At 57.6% G+C, this 18,459-nt stretch carries 14 protein-coding genes and 1 pseudogene; 2 read left to right on the top strand and 13 right to left on the bottom strand.

What is annotated here, in order from left to right; all coding sequences use genetic code 11:
* Positions 1-43: 43 nt before the first annotated feature.
* Both D8U18_RS15795 and D8U18_RS15790 read right to left on the bottom strand, forming a co-directional pair.
* Entirely contained in the window at positions 44-1,156 is a 1,113-nt protein-coding gene (locus D8U18_RS15795; protein ID WP_056856795.1) for a succinylglutamate desuccinylase/aspartoacylase family protein, read from the bottom strand.
* Between the two features lie 58 nt (positions 1,157-1,214).
* On the bottom strand, positions 1,215-1,991 hold the full coding sequence (locus D8U18_RS15790) for an ABC transporter substrate-binding protein (RefSeq protein ID WP_056856794.1): 777 nt from the start codon (positions 1,989-1,991) through the stop codon (positions 1,215-1,217).
* A 381-nt stretch (positions 1,992-2,372) separates the two neighbouring features.
* On the opposite strand from D8U18_RS15790, the gene D8U18_RS15785 reads away from it, so the two are divergent.
* The gene (locus D8U18_RS15785) at positions 2,373-4,046 is read left to right on the top strand and encodes a cyanophycinase (protein ID WP_131107960.1); all 1,674 of its coding nucleotides are present in this window, start codon (positions 2,373-2,375) and stop codon (positions 4,044-4,046) included.
* Between the two features lie 497 nt (positions 4,047-4,543).
* Here D8U18_RS15785 and D8U18_RS15780 read toward each other — a convergent pair whose 3' ends face one another.
* The 8 genes from D8U18_RS15780 to D8U18_RS15745 form a co-directional block, all read right to left on the bottom strand.
* Positions 4,544-5,437 (bottom strand): LysR family transcriptional regulator, encoded by an 894-nt coding sequence (locus tag D8U18_RS15780; protein ID WP_056856791.1) that lies wholly within the window; start codon positions 5,435-5,437, stop codon positions 4,544-4,546.
* Between the two features lie 82 nt (positions 5,438-5,519).
* Positions 5,520-6,575, bottom strand: coding sequence for an alpha/beta hydrolase (locus tag D8U18_RS15775; protein WP_056856790.1), 1,056 nt, complete (start codon positions 6,573-6,575; stop codon positions 5,520-5,522).
* 49 nt (positions 6,576-6,624) lie between these two features.
* Positions 6,625-7,569, bottom strand: a complete 945-nt coding sequence (locus D8U18_RS15770) for an alpha/beta fold hydrolase (protein ID WP_177435027.1) — start codon at positions 7,567-7,569, stop codon at positions 6,625-6,627.
* Positions 7,570-7,696: 127 nt separating this feature from the next.
* Positions 7,697-8,470, bottom strand: coding sequence for a carboxymuconolactone decarboxylase family protein (locus tag D8U18_RS15765; protein WP_131107958.1), 774 nt, complete (start codon positions 8,468-8,470; stop codon positions 7,697-7,699).
* 232 nt (positions 8,471-8,702) lie between these two features.
* Entirely contained in the window at positions 8,703-9,176 is a 474-nt protein-coding gene (locus tag D8U18_RS15760) for a cupin domain-containing protein (RefSeq protein WP_131107957.1), read from the bottom strand.
* A 59-nt stretch (positions 9,177-9,235) separates the two neighbouring features.
* Positions 9,236-9,814: a flavodoxin gene (locus D8U18_RS15755; RefSeq protein WP_131107956.1), complete on the bottom strand. Its 579-nt coding sequence runs from the start codon at positions 9,812-9,814 to the stop codon at positions 9,236-9,238.
* Positions 9,811-10,800: an aldo/keto reductase gene (locus D8U18_RS15750; RefSeq protein ID WP_131107955.1), complete on the bottom strand. Its 990-nt coding sequence runs from the start codon at positions 10,798-10,800 to the stop codon at positions 9,811-9,813. Before D8U18_RS15750 ends, D8U18_RS15755 begins: the two co-directional genes overlap by 4 nt.
* A gap of 168 nt (positions 10,801-10,968) precedes the next feature.
* A complete protein-coding gene (locus tag D8U18_RS15745) occupies positions 10,969-12,582 on the bottom strand; it encodes a mechanosensitive ion channel domain-containing protein (RefSeq protein ID WP_131107954.1) in 1,614 nt (537 codons plus the stop codon).
* 356 nt (positions 12,583-12,938) lie between these two features.
* Between D8U18_RS15745 and D8U18_RS15740 the strand changes: the two genes are divergently transcribed.
* Positions 12,939-14,768 (top strand): amidohydrolase, encoded by a 1,830-nt coding sequence (locus D8U18_RS15740; protein WP_131107953.1) that lies wholly within the window; start codon positions 12,939-12,941, stop codon positions 14,766-14,768.
* Here D8U18_RS15740 and D8U18_RS15735 read toward each other — a convergent pair.
* The 3 genes and pseudogenes from D8U18_RS15735 to D8U18_RS15725 all read right to left on the bottom strand — a co-directional run.
* Positions 14,762-15,166, bottom strand: a pseudogene (locus D8U18_RS15735) (AraC family transcriptional regulator); the annotation flags it as partial. The gene D8U18_RS15740 and the pseudogene D8U18_RS15735 sit on opposite strands and share 7 nt — an antisense overlap.
* Before the next feature lie 66 nt (positions 15,167-15,232).
* On the bottom strand, positions 15,233-16,396 hold the full coding sequence (locus tag D8U18_RS15730; RefSeq protein WP_241664332.1) for a serine hydrolase: 1,164 nt from the start codon (positions 16,394-16,396) through the stop codon (positions 15,233-15,235).
* A gap of 180 nt (positions 16,397-16,576) precedes the next feature.
* A complete protein-coding gene (locus D8U18_RS15725; RefSeq protein WP_347237905.1) occupies positions 16,577-18,394 on the bottom strand; it encodes a DUF1302 domain-containing protein in 1,818 nt (605 codons plus the stop codon).
* Between the last annotated feature and the right edge of the window lie 65 nt (positions 18,395-18,459).

Genomic DNA, 18,459 nt, shown 5'->3' with positions numbered 1-18,459 from the left:
GCCCCAGTGTATCTGAAGCGAGCGAAATCACGGGAGTGCCGCCTCAATCGGTCAAGAGTCGGCCATGACGAATGGGGTCGCTGCCTGTGACCTTGGCCAGCCACAGGCCGGGTTGGGCAAATCGCAGGCGCTCACGGGCGTAGAGCACGCCGTTGGTAGTAGCGCAAACCCGTGTATGAAGGTCAGTGATTGGATCGAAGACTTCAAAGAGCGCGTCCCCTTTGTTTACTCGTGCACCCAACGGTTCCAGGAATGAAACGACCCCGGCGTGTGGTGCATAAGCATATTGCGCCCCTGCAAATGGCGTGGCTTCACAGTAGGAGGGGGGGACATATGGCCATTCGCCGCTGATCATCTTCAGGTCGCCCAGGTACGCCAGAATGGCTTCTGCATGGGCTTGGGCAGCGACGTGACCGGTGTCCGCCATACCGCCCAGTTCTATGGTCGTTGCCATGCAAGCCATCGGAATGGATGCGTCTGGAAATTGCCTGGCCAACTGGAGCCAAGGGGTGGAGCATGCTTCGTCAAAGGAATCGCCGCCGGCCGCTTCGGCCAGTAAAGCCGCGCCGGCGCCGAGTCGGTTTGCTAATGGCTCAAGTGAGTCCCAAAGCTGCGGCAGGCTATAAAGCAGAAGAATTGACTCGAAGTCGCAATGCAGATCAAGCACTACATCGGCATCACAAGCGTGAGTCAACAAAAGGCGTTGCAACCCTTCAAGCGCTGAGGTCGCTTGAGGCAGTTCGTTCAGCGCTTCGTGCATGGCTGCTCGAATGACTGCCACATTATCCTTGGCCTGTCCGCCCAGGCGCCCGGTAACCCGAGCAGCCACCGGTTCCCCGAGTGAGGGGAAATCCCGATTGAAATTTTTGCCGCTGGCAAAGTCGAATCGCCCCTGATGAGTGGCTTGAAACATCTGTGACAACCCGATGGGATTGGCTACCGGAACCAGTTCAATCGTTGCGTTCAGCCGACCTTCTTGCTCCAACTCGCGCAAGCGCTTTTTCAGCTCGACCGCTACGCGCATGCCCGGCAATTCATCCGCGTGCAGCGACGCCTGAATGTAGGCTTTGCGAGGGCCGCTACCAAAACGAAAAACCGACAGACGTCGTTCGATACCCGGGCTGCCCCAGGGTAGCAAGTGCTCAATGTGTTGCATGGAGAGTTCCTGAAAAAGGCAGGCAGGAGTCGCTGAAACACGACTCCTGCGCAAGTGATCAGCCGCCGTAGATGTCGTAGCTGAAGTACTTGTTCTGAATCTTCTGATAGGTACCGTCTGCGCGAACGGCGTCGATGGCGGCGTTCAGTTTTTCAGCGGTTGCAGAATCGCCTTTGCGTACCGCAATACCCGCGCCGTTACCGAAGTATTTCTTATCGGTGAAGTCCGGGCCTACCAATGCGAAACCCTTGCCTGCATCGGTTTTGATGAAACCTTCATCGATGTTGACGATGTCGGCAAGGGTGGCGTCCAGGCGTCCGGATGCCAGGTCCAGGAACGCTTCACCCTGGGAGCCGTAGCGCACGACTTCAATACCCGCTGCGGCGAATTTGTCACTGGCATAGCGATCGTAGGTAGACGCTCGCTGAACGCCCACTCGCTTGCCTTTCAGGTCTACAAGCGGGTCGTTGATAACGGTACCGGCCTTCATCGCCAGCTTGCCGGGGGTGTGATAGTACTTTTTGCTGAAATCGACCGATTTAAGCCGATCGGGGGTTATCGACATGGAGGACAGGATTGCGTCGATCTTGCGTACCTTGAGGGACGGAATCAATCCGTCGAACTGCTGCTCAGTCCATACACATTTGACCGCCATTTTCTCGCACAGCGCATTGCCGATGTCGTAGTCGAAACCGGAGATCGCGCCGTTTGCTGTCTTGGACGCAAAGGGTGGATAGGCCGCTTCGATACCGATGCGCAGCGGCTGTTCCTCTGCCATCGCGAATGCGCTCATGGCGGCCAACGCCACAGCGCCGAGAAGTGTGATTGTTTTCATTGTACGACTCCTTATAGCGGGTATCAGGGTAAGTAGAACGGGTCGACGAGCACGTATGGCGCTTGACTTGAATCGGGAGTCACCATGACGGCAATGAAACAGTTATTTTCATACAATGTAAAACAAGAAAATAATAAAATCACTATGCGTGGAAAAAAACTGATCTTGTAGATTCTACAAATCATTGAAATAAAACGATTAAATTAGATTTTGTGGCCTGAAACCGGTTTTTTAAGCGCTGATCAAAGCCCTTGATCAGCCAAAAAATGCGGCGTATAAACTTTCATATGTAATGAATCTGAAAGAAAAATTTACAGGTCGGCGCTGTAATGGTCGGTTGTGAAGCCAGTGATGTTCTCCCCACAAAAAGAGCAAATGCGGATGAGCAAAGTGAGAAAGGGCAGGGTTTTGGTCGCGTTGGCTATCGCTTCTTCAGCGACGTCGGTGCTCGCGGATGGCCATTTACTGGCGGTAGGGGGCATGCTGAGGGCCAGCAATTTGCCCGTGTATCACAAATTCGTGGATCTGGCGGGCGGGTCTGGTGCGGCGAGGATTGTGATTTTCCCCACTGCCAGTGCAAGCCTGGGTTCAAGTAAGCGCTTTCAAACCGAGCTGGTGGCGTTGGGTGTGCCAGCTTCTCACGTCACGATTGCGTCGATCGACAGCAAAAATTACGCACAAACAATGAATGATCCCGAAGCCGTCAGGCCGATCACTGAGGCAAGTGCCGTGTGGTTTGTGGGTGGCGATCAAGCGCGAATTGCCAAAGCGTTGTTTAACGCTGATGGCAGTGATTCGCTGGCGATGCAAGCCGTGCGCAAATTGTATGAGCGGGGCGGAGTCATTGGTGGCACGAGCGCGGGGGCGAGTATTCTCGGCGCAAAGATGCCGACGGCTTACGGGGTTGTCATGGACACGCTGGACTTCGGTGTAGCGAAGTCTTCCGGGCAGCGTGGTGCGGCATTGCTCAAGGGCTCTGGCCTGTTCAAGGCCGGGATAATCGATCAGCACCTGGATCAACTCGAAGAAACCAGTACCGGGCGAACCGCGCGCATGGCCAGTTATCTGGTCGACGACCCACGCGGCAAGGGTTTCGGGTTAGATACCAACACCGCCATGTGGGTGAAGCCTGACGGTCGGATCGAGGTCATTGGCGAGGGTTATTTGACGGTGATGGATGCCAGCCATGCGACCAAGCGGTTCGGCGTCTATGGCACTGAATTGCATAACGTGCAGCTCGCGATGCTGGGCAACGGCGATCATTACAACCTTTCGACAAATGCAGTCTTACCGGCTGAAGGCAAGGAGGTCATCAAGCCGGGCGATGAGTATCTGGTGGGTAACCAATTGATTACAGACCTATCGGCAGTGGCGGCGATGCGCCGGGCGGTGCTGTATGGTCTGGCGGACAACACAGCTACCCGTCAATCGGGGCTGATGACTCGATACAATCCTGCCAATGGATACCATTACGGGTACCGGTTTGATTTCACCAAGGCCCCGGGTTTTGTTGCACACAGCAAGACTTATGACTCATTGACCAACTACACCGCACAGGGCGTGAGTCTGGATGTCACGCCGGTTGATGCGAGATTGAGACCTGCGCAAAAAAACGTACCCGCCGACATCCCGGCCAATCAGGCCTCCGATGCGGTGCGGGCAGTAGTTTTCCGCGGGCTGATGACCTGTAACGAAGCAAATGCCTTTGAGCCGGCCCGTGCCATTACCCGAGGCGAGTTAGCCAACACGTTGCAGATGACGTTGGCCGGTGAGATGAAGGTCGACACACGCGCTGGCTTCACGGATATGCCGGCGGATTCCCCATTGTTTGATCAAGCCCGGATTGTGGTTTCCAATGGCTGGATGAAAAGTGGACCGGCGTTCGAAGCGAGCAAACCGGTCACCCGGGCTGAGTGGGTTGAAGCTGCCAGGTTTTTGGTTGCGCAAGGTCGTGTCACAACGGTGGTACCTGACTCGAGTAAGGCTTCGACCGTACGCCGTGATGAAGTGGCCGAACTGATCGCCCGGGCTTACGATCTTGGAGATAAATCTTGAAGTCGGCTGTCATTCGGCTACGCAGTCCATGCGCGCTGACTAAATGAATTGACTCAGATGCCCCTCGACCAGATTGAGATTTTCGCGCTCTCTCACCTGTTTGCCGGTGAGGAAATAGGCTCGGCATTAGCCAGGTCTGATAACCGAATGTTTCGAGTGATTGCGCGAGAGAAAACCAATGCTGGCTTTTACTCGATCATTGAGTATTCGCTAGAGGGGCGATGGGCAAATGAAGTGAAGGAGCGGTGCTGGGCATTCAATCATGCCGCCCTGAGTCCGCGGGGCGTCTTTGTCTGCTGGTCCGAGGACAACCGGACTCTGTGTCTGGAAGCGTTCAGTTGTTCGGGCGGATGGCCTTCGGAGTTGTTGCCCGAGCAATTGTGTCTTGCGACCTGCGCTTGAAGTACATTCCAGCAGTTAGCATCCGGGATGTCAGGCGCTCAGGTCAAAGTGACAAACACCGTTGGTAAAATTGAGACGGCTTGAAGGTCGATGACTCAGCGCTTGTAGAGCAACGCTTCAACTACAACGCCAAACGCTGATGAGTGTTCACGGCGATTGGGGTAATAGAGATGGTAACCGGCAAAGGGCTGGCACCAATCTTCCAACACTCGCACCAGGCTTCCGTCAGCCAGCTCTTTGGCGACCATATCTTCTGGCAGGAACCCCAAGCCGCATCCCGCCACAGCCGCACGCAGGATCGGCACGCTGCTGTTGAACGTCCACTGTCCCTCGACGCGTGCCTTGAGTTCGTGTCCGTCCTTTTCAAAATCCCATTGCATCAGGCTCCCGTGGGTGGGCAGGCGTAGATTGATGCAGTTTTGAGCGGCCAGATCTCCTGGTTCCCTGGGAATGGGTCTGTGTTTGAAATACTCGGGGGATCCTACGACGGCGATGCGTAACGGCGGACCGATAGGCACGGCGATCATGTCCTTGGCTACCTGGTCCCCCAGCCGCACGCCGGCGTCATAGCGCTGCGCGACGATGTCGGAGAGGGCGTAGTCGACGGTGATTTCGACCTTGATGTCCGGGTAGTCGGGCAGGACCTTCATCAACTTGGGCCAAAGAATATTGTTCGCCGCATGTTCGGAGGCGGAGATCCGCACATTGCCTGCCGGGGTATCGCGAAACTCGCTGACCGCGGCCAGTTCAAGCTCGATCTCGTCAAAGCGCGGTGCCATGCTTTGATACAGGCGTTGCCCGGCTTCGGTAGGGGAGACGCTGCGTGTGGTTCGCGTCAGCAGACGAACCCCAAGCCGGGTTTCGAGCGCACGCATGGTGTGGCTCAGCGCGGATTGCGAGACGCCCAGCTGCGCCGCCGCGCGGGTGAAGCTGCCTTCGCGGGCGATGACCACGAAGGCTTGCAGATCGTTGAGATTGGCGCGGGACATTGATGAGAGCCTCTCATGGGGCAGCGCGTGATTATGCCATCTAAGCAGGTTCCGGCTGGATGCGCGACCCCCGAAGAGCCTGTCAAAGGGTTCGTGCGTAGAACGCTGTCAGTTTGCCAATGGCCGCGTCGACATAACGTGGGACCCAGTAGGTTTCGATGTGGGTGGCGCCGTCGATGATGAACAATTCCTTGTCCTGGGTGCCGGTGGCCTTGGGAAATGCATCCTGGCTCATGTACAGGCTGTCAGCCTTGCTGCCGGCGATCATCAGCAATGGCTGATTGATCAGCTCGATCTGATTGGTCGCGTCAAAACGCATCAGGTCCAGCAGGCTGCTCGTGGTGTATTTGAAGGTCGAATTCGGATGCGCATGGGTCTTCCAGTAGTACTCGTAGCCTTGGCGATACAGTTCGAAGGGCAGCTTGGCGATCTGCTCATCGGTGAGGTTGGCATCACCCGAATACAGCACCGCGCCACCGGCGGCTTCCTGCGCGCGGGCAGCCGACGCTTGTTGCAGGCGTTGCTGGATGCTGTCCAGTTGCGAGTCGTTATAGCCGTTGCGGCGCACGCGTCCCGAGTTGAACATGCTCACCGTCGCCAGCGATTTGAAGCGCTTGTCGGTTTGCGCCGCGGCCAGCGAGTAACCGCCACCGCCACAGATGCCAAGCAAGCCCAGGCGCGTGCTATCGACGCCCGCATATTGGCTGATGAAGTCTGCCATGCCGTGGATGTCTTCGATGCGATACGCCGGCTTGTCGATGCTGCGAGGCTGTCCGCCACTTGCGCCCTGGTAGGCCGCATCGGCGGTGATCGTGATGTAGCCCTGTTCGGCCAGGCGCTGGGCGTACAGACCGGCGACCTGCTCTTTGACGCCGCCGTTCGGATGCGCGACCACAACGGTCGGGTAGACCTTCTTCGCATCGTAGTTGGCCGGGGTGTAAACGTTGGCAGCGATGTCCAGGCCATTGAGCTTGTAGCTGACCGGGTGGATGTTGACCTTGCCCGGTTCGTTGCGGGTCAGGGCGCCGTCGTACGCCAGGGTGAACGGGTTCTTTTTGTAGTCCGCAGCGCCAGCTTCGCCCGCAGAGAGACCGACCAGCGCCGACATGAGCGTGGCTTTGAGAAGGGTGTTTTTCACGTGAGGCTCCTGAGTAATAAAAAGGGCGGCAGTGCAATAGGGAGAGGGGTTAATCCAGCTGTTTTTCTTTGAGGAATTGCGACACCAGGTCGGCGATCTGCACGTTGTTCAAATCCGACATGGGGAAATGGGTATTGCCGTTGATGCCAATCTCCGGCAAATGGATCAGTCGCACGTCGCCCCCATGCCGATTGACCGCATCACGCCATAGCCGGGCCATCTTCAGGCGGGCGCGCCAACTGTCCTGGGCGGGCAGGTCGACGGCCTGTTCCGGGATGTTGTCGCCGTAGAGGATCAGGATCGGAATGCGCGTCAGTGCCATGAATTGTTCCATTGGCACCGCCGAGCCTTGCACCGTGTCGAACGCACTGGGAATCGGCGCCGGCAGTTCACCCTGCGGGAAGACGAAGCTGCTACCCGGCTCGAACGCCACAATGGCCTTGACCTTGTCGTTCTTGATTGCCGTCAGCCAGCCCGGCCCGCCACCTTGCGAGTGCGTAAACAGAATGCCCGGGCCGATCTTGTCGAAGACCGCCGACACACCATCGGAAACCACGCCCATGTCGAACGGCCCGGTGTTCGGTGTCATCGCACGGAAAAACTGATCACGGGTCTGCGCGTCCTGAGCTACTTGCACGCCGTTGAAGTAGTTGGGCCACAGGCCGATACGGAACTGGTTGAACCACAGTTGTTCGTCCGGCGTCGGTTTGACAGTCGCCTCGACCATGCTGCGCCCGGCATCGCCACGCCGAGGCTGATCAATCAGATAGACGCCGTAGTGACGGCGCAGAAAGATGTTCTGGAAACCTTCGCGGCCATCGGCGGTGGTTTCCCAGGTCTTGGAAAACTGCCCCGCGCCGTGCCACATGACGATGGGCAGTTTTCGCGCATCGACCGGGATTTGGTAGAACGCGTAGGCGTGGTCACCGTGGTAGGTCTGGCCGTCGGGTGTCATCGGTTTGCGCGGATTGAATGTGCCCGGCGCGGTGGTCATCGTTCCCCCGGCGGCGAAGCTGCCTTGCGCCTGAATCAGCAATGGGCCTGAGCCATCGGGCTGGTTCGCACAGGCTACCAACAGGCTCAGCAGAGTGATGCCCAACAGTTTTTTTGCAGATTTCATGTCATTTCCCCGACGCAGCAAGTGCCTGGTTCAGCGCTGTGTTTGCACGTTCGGCGGTCTGTGCATCTGCGTGCTTTTTCAACTGCTCGGTGACTTGGCGCAATTGCGTTGCGCTGAGCCCGACGCGCAGGCTCGCCAGCATGTGCGAACGCAATTGCGATTCCACCCCCGGCGTCGCCGCCAGCGCTCCGACGGTCGCCAGTTCGCGGCTTTGCCAGTCGAGGTTGTCGCGCTCGAAGATGTCGCCAAACAGGTGGGTTTGCAGAAACCGGTTGATCACCGGGGCGAATTCGAACACCGGCCCTTGGACCGGACCACCGGAAATTTTCGTTTGATTGGCCGTGCCGGCCGTCAGCAACTCATCTCCGGTTGGAATGGCCTGGCCCGGCTCACGCCCCGGCGCATCGTCGATGCCGCGTTGTTTGCGCGCCTGCACCACGGTCATCAGCTCATTCAAGGCATTAAGGCTGCGCGGGAAACCGACGTAGGCGTAGAGCTGCACCAGAACTTCCCGGGTTTCGCTGATAGTCAGGCCGGCATCGAGACCCTGGTTGAGCGCCGTGTTGAGATTGGGCATGTCGCTGGTCGCCATGAACGCTGCGATCAGAGGAATGGCCTGTTGCTTGCTCGACAGGGTTTCTGCGGTGGCTTGCGTGCTGGTCATGGCTGAGGTGGCCTCGGCTGTTTGTGTGGTAACGCTGAACATCGCCCCAAGGCTCAGGCAGAGCGCCATCAATACGGGGAGGGGAGTGGTCTTGTGAGCATCAGTGGTCATCGTGAAAGACTCCGTCCATTGCGGGTCACTGCGGTGTCGCTGGATCGTACGGAGGATGGTTGTGGCGATTAACCCCGATATTGCGCAAGGACTCCTGAGCAGAGCTCATGAGTCGGTTGTGCAATGAGCGTTGGAAACCGGACGCCGACTCGCAAACACTGGGCTTGAGGCGCTGTGGGGGGATTCGGGAAAAGTGTCGAGCGCCAGGTCCCGACACATTCCGTAACTTCATTTACTGCGCTTGCGCTGCGTATTGCGCATCCGAGACTTTTTCCGCCCAAGTCACAGTCTTGCCGTCCTCGGCTTCAGCGATCGCGATATGGGTCATGCCGTTGCTGGCCGTAGCGCCATGCCAGTGACGTGTATGCGGCGGGATCCAGACAATGTCGCCCGGACGGATTTCCTGGCGCGGGCCACCCTCTTGCTGGACATAGCCGACCCCGGCGGTGACGATCAATGTTTGGCCCAGCGGATGGCTATGCCACGCGGTGCGCGCGCCAGGTTCGAAGGTCACCGTGCCGCCGCCGATGCGCGCCGGCAGGTCCCCCTTGAACAGGCCATCAACGCGTACGGTACCGGTGAAGTTTTCCGCCGCGCCCTTGATTGAGGGCTGAGCGCCATTTTGGGTGATGCGAATTTCGTTGGCCGCTTGGGCTTCAGCGGTCAAGAGCGATAGGGCGAAAAATGGCGCGATCAATTGATTCATTGGATGAACTCCGCAGAGAAAGTGAATTCAGTCTGAAAACAGGTCGGCACGGGGTAGATTCAGCGCACGCTCAACCATTCATTGACGCGTTCCATGGTCTTGCGCTCCTGCTCACCCTCCATCACAAAACCCTTCATCAGCCTGGATTTCGGCGCATGTGTCTCGAGGACGCGGCGGCTATTGCCCAACCCGTATCCGCCGTGAGTATTGAAGGGGATGAGGGTTTTACCGGCCAGGTCGTGGGTGCTCAGAAACGCACGCACGATCGGCGGGGCGGTTTCACCCCAGATCGGAAAGCCGAGATAGACCGTGTCGTAGTCGGTCAGCGCGCGAACCCGGCCTTGCAGCTCGGGTTCGAAGTCGCTGTCGCGCTCCTGGCGTGCCTGTTCCACGGTTTGCAGATAATCCTCGGGATAGGCGTTGGCCGGGCGAATCTCGAAGAGATCGGCACCGAGTCCGCGCTGGATAAGCCCGGCGACCACGCGGGTATTGCCCGAGCGCGAAAAATACGCCACCAGAATCCGCGACCCTGAACGCGGCATTTCGCTGTCGGCTTGCGTGTCGGCAAGCGACAGCAGCGGGGCGCTTGCAAGCGCCGCAATGACCGTGCGCCGCAGCGGATCGTGATTGTTGCTCATCGCCCGACGCGCGCCTTGAGGGCCTCGGGATAACGCTCGCCTTCGATGCGGATCTGCGCCAGTGCGGTGTCAATGGCCTGGAGTTCGGCCGCGTCGAGGGTGATGTCCGCGCCGCCAAGGTTTTCTTCCAGTCGATGCAACTTGGTCGTCCCGGGAATCGGCACAATCCACGGTGCCTGGGCGAGCAACCAGGCCAGCGCAATCTGCGCCGGTGTCGCTTGTTTTTGCGCGGCGATCTGGCGGATCAATACCACCAACCCTTGATTGGCTTGTAGTGCCGACTGGCTGAAGCGCGGCACGATGCTGCGAAAATCGTCGCTGCCGTATGTAGCGTCGGCCGCTACTGTGCCGGTGAGAAAACCCTTGCCCAGTGGACTGAATGGCACGAAGCCGATCCCCAGTTCCTTGAGCGTCGGCAGGATTTCCTGCTCGGGCTCGCGCCACCACAACGAGTATTCGCTTTGCAGCGCCGTGACTGGCTGCACTGCATGAGCACGTCGAATGGTTTGCGCACCGGCCTCCGACAGACCGAAGTGCTTGACCTTGCCTTCGTCAATCAACGCCTTTACTGCACCGGCGACTTCCTCGATAGGCACGTGCGGATCAACCCGATGCTGGTACAGCAAATCAATGTAATCGGTCTTCAGTCGGCGTAATGAGCCTTCGACGGCGACCCTGATGTGCTCGGGGCGGCTGTTGAGAATCTGCTGTTTATTGTCGTCGCCGAAGGTAAAGCCGAACTTGGTGGCAATGACCACCTGATCGCGAACCGGTGCCAGTGCATCGCCGACCACTTGCTCATTCAGGTAAGGACCGTAAACCTCGGCGGTATCGAAGAACGTGACGCCTCGGTCGACTGCCGAGCGGATCAACGCGATGGCTTGTTGCGTGTCCGTCGCCGGGCCGTAGCCATGGCTCAAGCCCATGCAGCCCAAGCCCAGGGCTGACACTTCGAGTGAACTGTTTCCGAGTATGCGCTTGTGCATTTCGATCTCCCGACGTTAGCGTTGGGGAACAGTAAGCCAGCTAACGAGTGGGGACTAGATGGGTAGATCGGCAAGGGTTCATGAGGTTTGCTCATCAATCCGAAAAGAAGGGACGGTGGCGACTGTGTACATTGCGGTCCGGCCTGGATTCAAACCGCTCACTAACTCTTAGAGCTTCTTCGATTCTTGCGCGGGCGCAGTAAACCACTTGTCCTTGGGCACTCGTTTCTCCTCGATGGGATCGCCCAGGTAGTGAGGGGACATGATCTGCACGCCGTACTCGTTAAATACGTCTTGAATATTGGCGTGCAACAGGCTGAGCAATACCGCGCGCGGTCGGGGTTGACTTGGGATGGCTTGGGCCACCAGTCGATATTCGGGATAGAAGTCGGACAAAGCGGTTTGAAACACCTGTGCCGGCGGGTCTTCGAGTATGCCCGGAGTGCGGCTGGCTGCTTCCAGTAGCATCGCCTCCACCTGACGCCACGGTGTGTCATAGCCAATGGTAACTACGGTATCGACCAAATAACCGGGGCCTTGCACGGTACGCGAGTAGTTCTTGGTGACGGTGCCGGTGATCATCGAATTGGGCAGCGTCAATACTTCTCCTAGCCCTGTTCGGATACGCGTAGTGAACATCCCCAACTCTGTAACCGTGCCTTCGTATTCACCTATGCGCACGTATTCCCCGGGACGCAAGGTGTGGGTGTACGTGAGGATCAATCCGGCCGCCGCCTGCCCGACCACACTGGAGGCACCGAGCGAAATCATCAAACCGATCAATACCGACAAGCCTTTAAAGGCATCGGTACCAGAGCCGGGCAAATAGGGGTAGGCCATGGCCAATGCAAACAGCCAGATCGCCAGTGAGGTGAGGCGCTGGGTCGGTTGCAGGGTTTCCTGATTCAACCAACTGAAGGTGCCGGGGACGGCGATGCGTCTCAAGACCCGGCGGGAAAAGGCCGTGATGCCACGGGCGATGAAAAAGATGGCGACTACGACGCCGAGACCGGGAATTGCACCGAGGATGCCGTGGAGTAGATAACCGGCAACGTCCAGTAGATAGTTGTTGAGGCTTTCACCCCAGGGCCGGGTATAGGGAAACTGCGATAGGACAAAGCCCAGCCATTCATACGTCAGCAACAGGACGACGAGCCAGCGCAGCATTCCCAGCACACGACTTGCCAGCGGGTAGAGGTAGTTGGGATCGATCACCTGCACACGCCCGACTTTCAGCGCTTGAGAGTGCCGAAGCATCAAGTCAGGCAGTTTCCTCAGTAATCTGCGGCGCAGATACGCCATGCACCAGAGCAGGGCGATAAAAATGCCGGTGGCAAGCGCTGTAGCCGCCAATGACCGCAGAATCAGGCGAATGCTGCGAGCTTCCTGGGTTTCGGCCACCACCTGACGAAGTTTTTCAGCTGCCGCTTCGGCGGCCTGCTGCACCGACTCGTATTCAGTAGCATCGACGTCTCTGGGCGAAACGATAAAGGCACGCTTGGCGCCCAGCAGCACGAGGTTACTGTTCTGAATCGAATCGAGAGTGACACGCAGATCGTCGGCATCTTCCAGCGCTTCATTGATTGCGCTTTTCGCCCTTTTGACCCGGGTTTCTGGCGTCTCGCCGAGCAACGTGGCGCGGAACACCATGATGCTGCGATTGGCGATTTTCAGTTCGGCGACTGGGGTATCAAGCGGTTTCTCGTTGTCCTCGGCCCATAGAAGTACAGACCAAAACAATCCCGAAACAACCATTAATGTTGCGAGCAACCTGCTGCGCATGCGCCATTTCCTTACTTCACAAAGTTCAGGTCAAGGGTACGTATCGCAGCGTAGTTCAGTGCTCAATGGTTGCCAGATTTGAGCGGATCCAGTGGCTGTTGATTGCTCACAGCAATACTACGTTTACTTATTGCAGTCTTTACTTGATCTACATCAAACCTGTCGCTTTGGCAGGAGCTAGTGTTTTGCATCCGCCACTTGAGTACACAGTCGCAAGACGACTCTTGGATCTGCCTGAAAAGTCAGGAGCGATCCAGTCCAGATTATTTACACAAAGCGGCAAGCCCGTCACACCGGCCTGCTAGTCTTCCGCGAACATCTACCACTCGTCATTTCTCAGTGCGAGAGAGCCAACAATGAAATTGACAGCTAAAGCGATTGGATGCGCCTTACTTACCTTAGTTGTCACGCACACATTGGGAGCGCGCGCGCAGACTGGGGCGAATACCACCGCCGACACCATCTACACAGGTGGTCACATCATCACCGTCAATGAGCTTCAGCCGCAGGCTGAGGCTATTGCAGTCAAGGATGGTCGTATTCTCGCCGTTGGATATCGCGACGAAATCGTGAAGTACAAGGGCCCCAAGACGCTGCTGGTCGACTTGGCTGGTAACACTCTGGTGCCCGGCTTCATCGACCCCCATGGCCATGTGTTCAATACAGGCATTCAGGCGATCTCCGCCAATCTGTTGCCGCGTCCGGACGGTGCAGTGAACGACATTGCCCAATTGCAGGCTGCGCTAAAAGCCTGGGCCGAGCAGAACCAAAAGCTCACCGCCGAGTACGGCTGGATTGTGGGGTTTGGCTATGACGATGCACAACTCAAAGAACAGCGCCATCCAACGCGCGACGATCTAGACCAAGTATCGAGCACGTTGCCAGTGGTGATCGTGCACCAATCCGGTCATCTGGGGGCCATGAACAGCAAAGCCCTGGCGATCCTTGGGCTTGATGCGAGCACAGAAAACCCTCCCGGCGGCGTCATTCGACGCAAGAAAGGCACTCAAGAACCTGATGGGGTACTCGAAGAAAACGCTTTTTTTAGCCAGCTCTTCAGCCTGATGGGCAAACTCAGTCCGGATGCCAACGAGGCGCTATTCGCAGCAGGCGTCAATCTATACAAGAGCTTCGGCTACACCACTGCACAGGAAGGCAAAGCATCGCTCGCCTCGGTGGCTACCATGGAAGCGGTGGCCAACAGTGGCAAGCTGGGCATCGACGTCGTGGCTTATCCAGATATTACCGTGGGCGCGGAGGCAATGAAGGCGCCCTGGCTGTCACGCACCTATTCAGGTCATTTCCGCCTCGGAGGAATCAAACTCACGCTCGACGGTTCGCCGCAGGGTAAAACAGCATGGCTCACTCAACCTTATTACAAAGTGCCAGCCGGACAGCCACCGGATTATCACGGCTACTCTGCGTTCACTGACCAACAGGTCAACGGCTTCATTGATCAAGCTTTCAACAATAACTGGCAAGTTCTGGCGCATGTGAACGGCGATGCCGCCATCGACCAGTTCATTAACGCTGTAGGTGCGGCTGAAAAGAAATATGGCATGGCTGATCGCCGCCCGGTCGCCATACATGGGCAAACCGCTCGCCTGGATCAGGTCGAATCATTCAAGGCGTTGGGCATCATTCCATCTTTTTTCCCGATGCACACATACTACTGGGGTGACTGGCATCGAGACTCGGTATTGGGCCCTGATCGTGCGGCCAACATCTCACCGACTGGCTGGGCCATCGAGCGGGGCATGATTTTCACCTCGCACCATGACGCGCCGGTGGCGATGCCTGATGCGCTGCGGGTTATTTCTTCTACGGTCAATCGCGTGACACGCAGCGGCAAAGTGCTTGGTCCCGAACATCGAACGACACCATTGGTGGCGCTAAAAGCCCATACGCTCTGGTCGGCCTATCAGTACTTCGAAGAGCAATCGAAGGGCTCGCTCGAGGTAGGAAAGCTCGCTGACTTTGCAGTACTTGACGGTAATTTGCTCACTGTAGATCCGCTGAAAATCAACGAAATCAAGGTGCTTGAGACGATCAAGGAGGGCAAGACCGTTTACCGACGCGATACCGCACTGAAGGCAGACGCGATAGCCGGGTGTGTCGAATCAGATACTTGCTCCATGGTCGCAAGTCGAGCGCTTGGTCTGGCAGGGCTTATACATACTCAATAAAGGGGACTGTCAATAAAGGGGACGGATCTATTTATTTGGTGTGATGACACGAAGGGCGACGGGGTTGTCGGTGCCGGCAACGCATAGGTCCGTTTCATCCACGCCACTTCCGCTATCGGTGTGCGACCGAAGAGGCGTTTGAAGTCGCGGCTAAATTGCGAAGCACTTTCATAGTCCACCAGAAATGCCGATTTGGCTGCTGTCAGGTCGTTACGCAGCATCAATAATCGAGCCTGATGCAACCGTGTCGACTGGAGGTACTGCATAGGCGAGGAATCGGTCACTTTGCGAAAATGCAGATGAAAACTGGGCACGCTCATCTGCGCTTCCTGGGCCAGGGCTTCTACATCCAGATGCTCGTGGTAATAGCTGTGGATTTTGTGAATGGCGCGCGTCACCCCGCAACCGACCAATGGCTACCTGCCGAAAAAGCAACACCCCAACCCATCATCCATACCCGGATTTCAGTCCCTCAACTGCGCCAATACCGCATTGACCATGTTGTTGAACGTAACCGGTGAATCGATCACCCGGGCAGCAACCTTTGCTTCGCCATCGGCACTGGTGGCACGCCTGGCTTGGTCGGCGGTGGAGGACAATTTTACGATGACGACCTCGCGCTTCGGGTTGATGTAGATTTTTTGTCCAAAACGTCCACTGGCCTCCACCGATCCTTCACCATCATTTCGCTGAAACCAATAGTTGCGGTAGGCGTAGCCAGGCCGGCCTGGGGCGAGGTTGCCTTGAGCGAAAATCGTTGGGTCACCCGGCTGGAAAGTACTGCGCACGGCCTGGTTGAAACTGTCGCTGCTCGGCGTTCGGGCCAGCTCTCGGCGTACCAGTTCGGCGAAGCGCGCAGTATCGCGAAGGTTACTGCTGATGCCGCCGCTGGCCATCTCGGTGCCCAATTCGTCGATCTGGACATAGGCATCTTCCTCGGCGAAGCGCGACCAGATGCGTTGCTCGACCAGTTGCGCCCAATTCATTCCGGATATACGCCGCATGGCCCAGGCCATCGCCTCGGGCGAACCGTTCTGGTAAAAAAATCTGCCTTCGCCAGGGGCCATTTGCGCGATTTTCAGAAAGGCATAGATATCGCCGGGCATCGTTGCGTTACGCGGGATCAACCCGGTCGCGGCGAACAGGCCGAGGTCAGGTGGCACCGCTTCGGGGTATGCCACGGCTACCTGCATATCAAGGTTGGCCTGTACCGTGGCCTCGCCGAACGGCGTACCGCTCAACTCAGGGACATAACTGGCCAGTTTCGCCTGCGGATCGAGCGTGCCTTCGGCGATGAACTGTGCCGCTAAAAGGCCGGTGACCGATTTGGTCATCGAAGCCCAGATGTGTGGCTGGCCGGGTTCGAATCCTTCAAGGTAACGCTCAAAGATAACGTTGCCGCGCTGTAGCACGATCAGCCCATCGGTCGAGGTATCTTGCAGGTAACGGGCGAGTGTCAGGTCCTCTTCGCCGGCCTTGAAAGTGACCTGGTCGAGATCGCGCGATGCAGCGTCGAGCAACGACAGGGGGTGGGCAGCACGACCGATGTTGCGCGTCGCGGACACTTCACGGGCGTGACGCATTGACCAGCGCAGGAAGGGCGGTTGGAAGGCGTTGACTTTGTTCACACGAAACTCCAGTGCAGGTGGAAAACCTTGCATGACGCCGTTATCGGTCGGGCCATTTGCCGCGAGGGCCGGACAGGTTGCGCTGCTGAGCAGAAGCGCTACCCCCAGTACGAGATTGGCTGTGGACTTGGCAGATGCGGGCCGGGTGGGACATTTGGGCATTGTGGTTATCCTTTATGCTTAGAAGGTGGCACCGACACCGATCGAAACGAAGTCGCGATCGCCACGCGTACCGTAGGTGCCATCGATGTAATCGGTGTAAGACAGGCTCATCGAATACTTGCTCATGAACGTAGCGTCCAGGCCGAGGCTGACGGAGCGCGAACCTTCGTTGAAGGCCGAGCCGTCGCCTGGCGAGTAACCCTTTACGTCATGCGACCAGGACAGGTTGGGTCGCAGGTCCAGCCCCTGCATCACGCCCGAATAACTCCAGGTCGCCCGCATCCGATACCCCCAGGAAAACGGTGTGACGAAGCCTTCATCGTTGCAATATTCAGGGCTGTTCGAGATCGACAGGCAGACGTTGTTGTCTATCAGCTCGCCATTGTTATAGGCCCCGGAGCGGCCATAGCGTGGTCCGTTATTCCCCTCAAGGCCGCCGACATAGGTGGCGCCGATCTCACCGACCAGCAGCACTTGATTGGCGCCCATGACCTGGCCGAAAGAGTGCATCGCCGAGACCTGCGCCTGGGTGACTTCCTTGCGCCGATAGCCATTGAACAATGTTGAGTCGGTGGTTGGTCGCTGCCCGGGTTCGGACAAAGGGCTGCGACCGTTGGCGTTAAGCAGCGATTGCAGCACGTCAGTGCCATTGAGTTGCACGGGCATATTCGGGCGATAGCTCAGCTCGCCCTGAAGCGCCGTGCCGGTGCGCAGGGTGGTGGAAAATGTCGCGCCGTACAGGCGGATATCCTCAGGGTATTGTGCGAGATACTGGGACGTGCCCATGCGCAACGCGCCTGCCAGGGACTGGCCTGAACTGGAAGCCAGAAAGGCGCCGCAGCCGGCCGATGACACCCCAAGGTTGCTGCACAGCTGGGGAGCGAAACCGGTATTGCTGTAATAGGGGCTGCTGACCGTTCCCAGATAAGGCGATCGGCTGTGATAGTTGGCGGCGTAAACACCGAACTCGGCATCCAGCGGCGTGACGTACCAGCGAATCGACAAGCCCCATTGGCCGCTGTCGCGAGCATCCTGATCACCCGCTCGAGGGATGCGTACACCTTCCTCGTTCATGACCACGCCGAATGGCCCGAGGCCTCGATTTGCCGCTGAGAGGTTGACCTGCCGACCGCCGACGTCAAGGCTCTCGCAACCTTCGGGTATGAAATCATTGCCCGAAAAGAATGTGCCGCAGTTGTCCAGTTGCGTCTGTTCCCAGTCCAATTGATAGAAGGCGTCAAAGGACAGTGCTTCGTTGATGTTCTGTGTCACGTACAGCAAGTTGACCGGCACCAGCGCGTCCTTGACCTCCGAACCTGGTCGGCGCAGCGCGGCCTGGTTAAAGGGGTTCACGACGTTCAAACCGCCCTGGATAAAAATGCTCTCGCCCCAGTTCACCACTTGTTTACCCAAGCGTGCCGAGCCTGGCTCACCGTTTATGTCGTAGAAGTAATAGGCGAATGCATCGAGCAGTTGGGAGCCTGCGGTCTTTGCCGATGTCTTGCGATTGTTGTCGTCGATGTTCTTGAAGCGTTGGTTGTGATCGCGCTGCGCCGTGTCGTACCAGTAGGTTCCGCGCACGAATATGCCCAGGTTGTCGAGTTTGAGTTCCAGGTCATGGGTGCCTTTGAATATCGTCGAGAACACATCCCCGGATCGATAATTACGCCGCCCGTCATTGCCGTTGGCGGCCGCCACCTGCAGCTTGTCCGGATTGGCTGTGCTGACGCCGACACCTAATGCCAGTGCCGAATCGAATTGGCCTTCAATTTCACCGAGTTCAAATTGCATGGCATCAACGGGTGCGACGAGAAGACTGCACGACAGTAGTAGCAGTGATGAGCGAAACCGGTGGGCAAGGATAGCGTTCACTCTTAACCTCTTATTGTGCTTATTAGAGA

Source organism: Pseudomonas sp. Sample_10 (assembly GCF_004321495.1).
Lineage (GTDB): Bacteria > Pseudomonadota > Gammaproteobacteria > Pseudomonadales > Pseudomonadaceae > Aquipseudomonas.
The sequence above is the reverse complement of the archived record's forward strand: the minus strand, read 5'-3'. Positions and strand labels throughout refer to the sequence as shown.

What these genes read in the sequence shown, in the direction of transcription:
- D8U18_RS15795 (WP_056856795.1), bottom strand. Translation starts at nt 1,156, where the DNA reads ATGCAACACATTGAGCACTTGCTACCCTGGGGCAGCCCGGGTATCGAA.
- D8U18_RS15790 (WP_056856794.1), bottom strand. Translation starts at nt 1,991, where the DNA reads ATGAAAACAATCACACTTCTCGGCGCTGTGGCGTTGGCCGCCATGAGC.
- D8U18_RS15785 (WP_131107960.1), top strand. Translation starts at nt 2,373, where the DNA reads ATGAGCAAAGTGAGAAAGGGCAGGGTTTTGGTCGCGTTGGCTATCGCT.
- D8U18_RS15780 (WP_056856791.1), bottom strand. Translation starts at nt 5,437, where the DNA reads ATGTCCCGCGCCAATCTCAACGATCTGCAAGCCTTCGTGGTCATCGCC.
- D8U18_RS15770 (WP_177435027.1), bottom strand. Translation starts at nt 7,569, where the DNA reads ATGACCACCGCGCCGGGCACATTCAATCCGCGCAAACCGATGACACCC.
- D8U18_RS15765 (WP_131107958.1), bottom strand. Translation starts at nt 8,470, where the DNA reads ATGACCACTGATGCTCACAAGACCACTCCCCTCCCCGTATTGATGGCG.
- D8U18_RS15760 (WP_131107957.1), bottom strand. Translation starts at nt 9,176, where the DNA reads ATGAATCAATTGATCGCGCCATTTTTCGCCCTATCGCTCTTGACCGCT.
- D8U18_RS15755 (WP_131107956.1), bottom strand. Translation starts at nt 9,814, where the DNA reads ATGAGCAACAATCACGATCCGCTGCGGCGCACGGTCATTGCGGCGCTT.
- D8U18_RS15750 (WP_131107955.1), bottom strand. Translation starts at nt 10,800, where the DNA reads ATGCACAAGCGCATACTCGGAAACAGTTCACTCGAAGTGTCAGCCCTG.
- D8U18_RS15745 (WP_131107954.1), bottom strand. Translation starts at nt 12,582, where the DNA reads ATGCGCAGCAGGTTGCTCGCAACATTAATGGTTGTTTCGGGATTGTTT.
- D8U18_RS15740 (WP_131107953.1), top strand. Translation starts at nt 12,939, where the DNA reads ATGAAATTGACAGCTAAAGCGATTGGATGCGCCTTACTTACCTTAGTT.